The 6,913-nt window shown below is 70.8% G+C and carries 6 protein-coding genes; 4 read left to right on the top strand and 2 right to left on the bottom strand.

Going from position 1 to position 6,913, the window contains the following annotated elements; translation table 11 throughout:
- The first annotated feature begins 129 nt into the window (after nt 1–129).
- From AB0C02_RS28520 to AB0C02_RS28505, 4 genes are all read left to right on the top strand, one after another.
- Entirely contained in the window at nt 130–1,107 is a 978-nt protein-coding gene (locus AB0C02_RS28520) for a sugar ABC transporter permease (protein ID WP_357552097.1), read from the top strand.
- Nucleotides 1,108–1,212: 105 nt separating this feature from the next.
- Nucleotides 1,213–2,013: a carbohydrate ABC transporter permease gene (locus AB0C02_RS28515; protein WP_357552100.1), complete on the top strand. Its 801-nt coding sequence runs from the start codon at nt 1,213–1,215 to the stop codon at nt 2,011–2,013.
- A complete protein-coding gene (locus AB0C02_RS28510; RefSeq protein ID WP_357552095.1) occupies nt 2,010–3,443 on the top strand; it encodes a GH1 family beta-glucosidase in 1,434 nt (477 codons plus the stop codon). Before AB0C02_RS28515 ends, AB0C02_RS28510 begins: the two co-directional genes overlap by 4 nt.
- A gap of 80 nt (nt 3,444–3,523) precedes the next feature.
- Entirely contained in the window at nt 3,524–4,570 is a 1,047-nt protein-coding gene (locus AB0C02_RS28505; RefSeq protein ID WP_357552093.1) for a LacI family DNA-binding transcriptional regulator, read from the top strand.
- Between the two features lie 6 nt (nt 4,571–4,576).
- Here the strand turns inward: AB0C02_RS28505 and AB0C02_RS28500 are convergent, their stop codons facing one another.
- Complete coding sequence (locus AB0C02_RS28500) at nt 4,577–5,788, bottom strand: acyl-CoA dehydrogenase family protein (protein WP_357552092.1); 1,212 nt, start codon at nt 5,786–5,788, stop codon at nt 4,577–4,579.
- The gene (locus AB0C02_RS28495) at nt 5,788–6,864 is read right to left on the bottom strand and encodes a phosphotransferase family protein (protein ID WP_357552090.1); all 1,077 of its coding nucleotides are present in this window, start codon (nt 6,862–6,864) and stop codon (nt 5,788–5,790) included. The genes AB0C02_RS28500 and AB0C02_RS28495 overlap by 1 nt, the downstream gene beginning before the upstream one ends.
- Nucleotides 6,865–6,913 lie beyond the last annotated feature (49 nt).

Raw genomic sequence — 6,913 nt, 5'->3', positions numbered from 1 at the left:
CACGATCCGCCGCAGTGACCCGCATCGGGCGAGGTCGGCGGGACCGGCGGTGGCCAGGAAGGCGTCCAGCATCGACGGCACGAAGTGGACGGTGGCGCGGGCGACGCCGGCCGAGGAGAAGGACTTCTCATGAGCCTCGACCTGCACGCCCCGGCGCCTCCTGGACGGGGAAAGGCCAGCGGCCGTCCCGCGCACCGCCGCAGTGCCTCGTTCACCCGGCTGGACCTGAAGTACTCGCCCTACGCCTATGTCCTGCCGTTCTTCCTGATCTTCGCGGTGTTCAGCCTGTACCCGATCGTGTACACGGTCTGGATCGCGCTGACCGACCGGTCGCCGCTGAACCCGACGATCTCCTTCGTCGGCCTGGACAACTTCGTCGAACTGCTCACCGACGACCCGAAGTTCTGGAACGCGGTGGTCAACACGTTCGGCATGTTCGTGCTCACCACCGTGCCCCAGCTCTTGCTGGCGTTGATGCTGGCCAACGCGCTGAACCGGAAGCTGCGCGGGCAGACCTTCTTCCGGATGGCCATCGCGATGCCGATCATCACCTCGACCGCCGTGGTCTCGCTGATCTTCTCGATGATCTACGCCAGGGATTTTGGCCTGATCAACTGGCTGCTCGACGGCGTCGGCCTCGACAAGATCGACTGGCGGGCCAACCGGTTCGCCTCCTGGTTCGCCATCTCGACCATGGTCGACTGGCGATGGGTCGGCTACAACGCCCTGATCTACCTGGCCGCGATGCAGTCCATCAACAAGGACGTGTATGAGGCCGCCGCGCTCGACGGTGCCTCCCGGCGGCGGCAGTTCTGGTCGATCACCATTCCGCAGCTCCGCCCGACGATCATCTTCACGCTGATCATCTCGACCATCGGCGGGCTGCAGCTCTTCACCGAGCCGCTGCTGTTCACCAGCGGTACCGGCGCCATCTCCGGCGGCTCGGAGGGGCAGTTCCAGACCATCACCATGTACCTGCTCGACGTGATGAACCAACGCTTCCGGTGGGGCTACGCCGGCGCGGTCGCGCTCGTGCTCTTCGTGCTCATCGCGCTGATGTCGGTGATCAACTACCTGCTGGCCCGCCGCATCAGTTCCGACAAGTGAGGTGACGAGATGACGACCACCACGCATCGCCCACCCACCCGACCGGCCGCTCGGGTGCGTGCCAGCCACCAGGCCGAGCGGCTCTGGAAGGCCAGCCCGCTGACCATGGTCGGGCTGATCCTCGGGGTGCTCCTGTCGCTCTTCCCGTTCTACTGGATGATCGTGATCGCCTCGCGGACCAACGACGCGGCCAACTCCTGGCCGCCGCCGTTCCTGCCCGGCGGCAACCTCGGCGACAACATCCAGCGGGTGCTCGACAACGGCGACGCCAACATCGTCCAGGGCCTGCTGAACTCGTTCCTGGTCTCCGGCACGATCACCGTGGCCACGGTCTTCTTCGGCTCCCTCGCGGGCTTCGCCTTCGCCAAGCTCCGCTTCAAGGGCAAGAGCGCGCTGCTGCTGATCATCCTGGCCTCGATGATGGTGCCCATCCAACTGGGCGTGCTGCCGCTCTACATCCTGATGGCCAAGCTCGACTGGCTGAACACCATGCCCTCGGTGACCGTGCCGTTCCTGATCGGCGGCTTCGGGATCTTCATGATGCGTCAGTACGCCGAGCAGGCCGTGCCCAACGAGCTGATCGAGGCCGCCCGGGTGGACGGCTGCTCGACCTGGCGGGTCTACTGGCACGTGGTGGCACCAGCCCTGCGCCCGGCTGCCGCGGTCCTCGGCCTGCTCACCTTCATGGAGCAGTGGAACCAGTTCTTCTGGCCCTTCGTGGTGCTGGCCGACCCGGCCAACCCGACCGTGCAGATCTCCCTGCGCAGCCTGAACGCCGCCTACTTCGCCGACAACTCCCAGATCTTCGCCGGCACGTTGATCGCGACCCTGCCCCTGTTCATCGTGTTCGTCCTGTTCGGCCGCCAGATCATTGGCGGAATCATGGAAGGCGCCGTCAAGTCGTGAGCAACCCAGCCAGTCCACCCGCCGTCGGCGTCCTCGACCAGGGTGCGGCACTCACCTTCCCGCCCGGCTTCCTCTGGGGCGCGGCGACCGCCGCGTACCAGATCGAAGGCGCCGCAACCGAAGGCGGCCGTACCCCGTCGATCTGGGACACGTTCAGCCACACCGAGGGCCGGACGGTGGCCGGGCACACCGGCGACGTGGCCTGCGACCACTACCACCGGATGTCCGACGACGTGCGGCTGATGGCCGACCTGGGCCTGAAGGCCTACCGCTTCTCGGTCTCCTGGCCCCGGGTCCAGCCGGGCGGCGTCGGGGCGGCCAACGCCGAGGGGCTGGACTTCTACCGGCGGCTGGTCGACGAGCTGCTGGCCCACGGCATCGAACCGTGGCTGACCCTCTACCACTGGGACCTGCCCCAGCCGCTGGAGGACGCCGGCGGCTGGCCGGCCCGGGACACCGCCGGCCGGTTCGCCGACTACGCGCAGCTCGTCGCCGACGCCCTCGGCGACCGGGTGCGCTCCTTCACCACCCTCAACGAGCCATGGTGCTCGGCCTTCCTCGGCTACGGCTCCGGCGTGCACGCGCCGGGCCGCTCGGACGGGGCCGACGCGGTGCGGGCCGGGCACCACCTCATGCTCGGGCACGGCCTGGCCGTCCAGGCGGTGCGCGCTGCCCGGCCGCAGGCGCAGCTGGGCATCACGGTCAACCTCTACCCGGTCACCCCGGCGACCGGCTCGCCGGCGGACGCGGACGCGGCCCGCCGCATCGACGGGCTGGCCAACCGGTTCTTCCTCGACCCGGTGCTGCGGGGGGCGTACCCGGCGGACCTACAGGCCGACCTGCGTCAGGTCACCGACTTCGGGCACGTCCGCGACGGCGACCTGGCGGTCATCTCCACCCCGCTGGACACGGTCGGCATCAACTACTACAGCCGGTACGTCGTCGCCGCGCCGCTCAAGAGCGCCGAGCCGGAGGCGTCCTGGCGGGCGCCGTCCTGCTGGCCGGGCAGCGAGGAGGTCCGGTTCGTGTCCCGAGGCGTGCCGGTGACCGACATGGACTGGGAGATCGACGCCCCCGGCCTGTTGGAGACGCTGGAGCGCCTCCACCGGGACTACACCGACCTGCCGCTCTACGTCACCGAGAACGGCTCGGCGTTCGTCGACGCGGTGATCGACGGCCGGGTCGACGACCCGGACCGGCTGGCATACTTCGACGCGCACCTGCGCGCCGCGCACGCCGCGATCAACGCCGGGGTGCCGTTGCAGGGCTACTTCGCCTGGTCGTTGATGGACAACTTCGAGTGGGCCTGGGGCTACACCAAGCGGTTTGGCATGGTGTACGTCGACTACGACAGCCAGGCACGGATCTTCAAATCGAGCGCGAGGTGGTATGCCGAGGTGATCCGACGTAACGGCCTGGCCGCACAATAAGCTGAGCCAGCAATAACGGGCGGCCCGGTGCCGATGCCGCAGCAGGTGCCGGGTTCGTTCGATGTCGGAGGAGCAGGACGATGACAACGCAGCGCACCCGGTCGCTCGGGCGCCCGACCCTGGACGCGGTCGCCGCCCGCGCCGGCGTGGGGCGCGGCACGGTCTCCCGGGTGGTCAACGGCTCACCCCAGGTCAGCCCGGAGGCCCGGGCCGCCGTCCTGGCGGCGATCGCCGAGCTGGGGTACGTGCCCAACCGCGCCGCGCGGGCGTTGGTAACCCAGCGTACGGATTCGGTGGCGTTGGTGGTCTCGGAGTCGGGGGAGCGGGTCTTCACCGAGCCGTTCTTCGCGGCCATCGTCCGGGGCGTCAGCTCCGGGCTGCTGGAGACGCCGATGCAGCTCTGGCTGGCCATGGTGCAGTCGCCGATCGAGCGGGAACGGGTCGAGCACCACCTGACCAACCAGCACGTCGACGGCGTACTGCTGCTCTCCCTGCACGACGCCGACCCGCTGCCCACCCTGCTGGAGGAGCGCGGCCTGCCCACCGTGCTCGGCGGCCGGCCGGCCCGGATGCTGCTTCCGGACGCCCAGAATGCCTGGTTCGTCGACGTGGACAACGTCGGTGGCGCCCGGCAGGCGGTCGAATATCTCTTCGCCCAGGGCCGGCGGCGGATCGCCACCATCGCCGGCCCCCAGGATATGGGCGCCGGCCTGGCCCGGTTGACGGGCTACCGGGAGGCGGTCCGGGCCGCGGGCGGCGACGTGAACTCGGATCTGATCGCGTACGGCGACTTCAGCGAGGGCAGCGGCACCGCCTGCATGCGCCGGTTGCTGGAGGTCTGCCCCGACCTCGACGCGGTCTTCGTCGCCTCCGACCTGATGGCGTTCGGCGCCCTCCGGGCGCTCCGCGAGGCCGGCCGCCGGGTGCCCGAGGAGGTGGCGGTGGTCGGCTTCGACGACGCTCCGATCGCCCGGCAGGCCGAGCCGCCGCTGACCACGGTCTTCCAGCCGGTGGAGGAGATGGGCCGCCAGATGGCCCGCCTCCTGGTCTCCCGCATCCGCGGCGAAGAGGTCCCCACCCCCCACGTCCTCCTCGACACCGAACTCGTCCACCGCGCCTCCGCCTGACCCCGGTCAGGAGTGGCGGCGGAGTTCGCGTCTGGCCAGGGAGGCCTTGTGGACCTCGTCGGGGCCGTCGGCCAGGCGGAGGGTGCGGGCCTGCGCCCAGAGGGCGGCGAGCGGGGTGTCCTGGCTGACGCCGGCCCCGCCGTACCCCTGGATGGCCTTGTCGATCACCCACTCCGCCATCGCCGGCGTGGCGATCTTGATGGCCTGGATCTCGGTGTGTGCGCCCCTGTTGCCGACGGTGTCCATCAGCCAGGCGGTCTTGAGCACCAGCAACCGGGCCTGCTCGATGCGCACCCGGGACTCGGCGATCCACTCCCGGATCACGCCCTGCTCGGCGAGGGGCCGGCCGAACGCGACCCGGTCCAGGGCCCGTTGGCAGAGCAACTCCAGGGCCCGCTCGGCCATCCCGATCAGCCGCATGCAGTGGTGGATCCGCCCCGGGCCGAGCCGGGCCTGGGCGATCGCGAAACCGGCGCCCTCGGCGCCGACCAGGTTCGCCGCCGGCACCCGGACATCGGTGAAGTCGATCTCGGCGTGCCCGCCGTGCGGGGCGTCGGTGTAGCCGAAGACGGTCATGCCCCGGCGGACGGTCACACCCGGGGTGTTCCGGGGGACCAGGATCATGCTCTGTTGCCGGTGCCGTTCGGCGTCGGGGTCGGTCTTGCCCAGCACGATGAAGACCTCGCAGCGCGGGTCCATCGCCCCGGACGACCACCACTTGCGGCCGTTGATCAGGTACGAGTCGCCGTCGCGGGCGATCCGGGTGGCGATGTTGGTGGCGTCGGAGGAGGCCACTTCCGGCTCGGTCATGCAGAAGGCGGAACGGATCTCGCCCGCCAACAGGGGCTCGAGCCACCGCCTGCGCTGCGCCGCCGAGCCGAACTCGGCGAGCAGTTCCATGTTGCCGGTGTCCGGGGCGGCGCAGTTCAACGCCTCCGGGGCCAGGTGCGGGCTGCGCCCGGTCAGCTCGGCCAGCGGGGCATACTGGAGGTTTGTCAGGCCGGCGCCGTAGCGGGGGTCGGGAAGGAAGAGGTTCCACAGGCCGCGGGCGCGGGCCTCGGCCTTCAGCGCGTCCATGACCGGCGGGCGGGCCCACGGGTCGCCGGCGGCGGCCACCTGCTCGGCGTGCACCGGCTCGGCCGGGTGGACGCACTCGGCGAGGAACGCGGTCAGCCGCTCGCACAGCTCGACCGTTCGGGCGTCGTACGCGAAGTCCATCACCGCTCCCTGACCGCGTGCAGACCGTGCTCGACCAGCGGCGCCACCAGCTCGCTGATCCGGTCGAAGCCCTCGCCGAGGGTCTGCCCGAGGGTGTGTCGGTAGTGGATCCCCTCGCAGATGACCGCGAGCTTGAAGCAGCCGAGCGCCACGTGCCAGTGCAACGGGCCGACGTCGACGTCGCTGCGGCCGGCGTATCGGTCGATCAGCTCGGCTCCGGCAGGAAAGCCGGCCCGGGAGCCGAGACCGTCGGCGACCGGGTTGCCCTCGGCGGCGTCGCTGTCGCCCAGCACGTCCCAGTAGGTCAGCAGCAGCCCCAGATCGGCCAGCGGGTCGCCGAGGGTGGCCATCTCCCAGTCGATTACCGCCCGGACGGCGACCGGGTCGACCGAGGCGAGCAGGTTGTCCAGCCGGTAGTCGCCGTGCACGATGCGCCCGGTGTTCGCGCCCTCGGGCACGCTTGCGGCGAGCGCGTCGCGCAGCTCGTCGATGCCGGACAGCGGCCGACTGCGGGAGCGGTCGAGCTGGCCCTCCCAGCGGCGTACCTGCCGGGCCAGGTAGCCGTCGGGCCGGCCGAAGTCGGCCAGCCCGACCTTGGCCGGGTCGACCAGGTGCAGCGCGGCGAGGGCGTCCATCATCGCCAGGGCCAGGTCGCGGCGCTGCCCGTCGGTGAGCGGGTCGGTCTGCGACCGGCTCCGGTAGACCACGCCGTCGACCTTCTCCATCAGGTAGAACGGCGCGCCGATGAGGTCGTCGTCGGGGCAGAGCAGCAGCGTGCGGGGCACCGGCACCTCGGTGGGCGCCAGCGCGGAGATCACCCGGTGTTCGCGGGCCATGTCGTGCGCGGTGGCCAGCACGTGCCCGAGCGGCGGCCGGCGCAGCACCACCTCGCGGTCGCCGCAACGCAGCAGGTACGTCAGGTTGGATTTGCCGCCGGCGATCAGCCGGGCGGAGAGCGGCCCGGCGGCCAGCTCAGGCCGGTGCGTGGCAAGGTAGGCGGCGAGCCGCTCGAGGTCGAGCCCGCGGGGAGCCGGACCGGTCGGTGCCGGCGCCGGCTCGACGGCCGGATCGGTCATCCGGTTAGTGGATGGCAGCTCAGCGCTCCTGTCAAGGAGGGATTTCCCG

Source organism: Micromonospora sp. NPDC048999, assembly GCF_040649295.1.
Lineage (GTDB): Bacteria > Actinomycetota > Actinomycetes > Mycobacteriales > Micromonosporaceae > Micromonospora.
This window is presented reverse-complemented; position numbering and strand designations above follow the sequence as displayed.

Excerpts from the sequence above, each read along its gene's own strand:
- AB0C02_RS28520 (WP_357552097.1), top strand. The coding sequence starts at position 130 with ATGAGCCTCGACCTGCACGCCCCGGCGCCTCCTGGACGGGGAAAGGCC.
- AB0C02_RS28515 (WP_357552100.1), top strand. The coding sequence starts at position 1,213 with ATGGTCGGGCTGATCCTCGGGGTGCTCCTGTCGCTCTTCCCGTTCTAC.
- AB0C02_RS28505 (WP_357552093.1), top strand. The coding sequence starts at position 3,524 with ATGACAACGCAGCGCACCCGGTCGCTCGGGCGCCCGACCCTGGACGCG.
- AB0C02_RS28500 (WP_357552092.1), bottom strand. The coding sequence starts at position 5,788 with ATGGACTTCGCGTACGACGCCCGAACGGTCGAGCTGTGCGAGCGGCTG.
- AB0C02_RS28495 (WP_357552090.1), bottom strand. The coding sequence starts at position 6,864 with ATGACCGATCCGGCCGTCGAGCCGGCGCCGGCACCGACCGGTCCGGCT.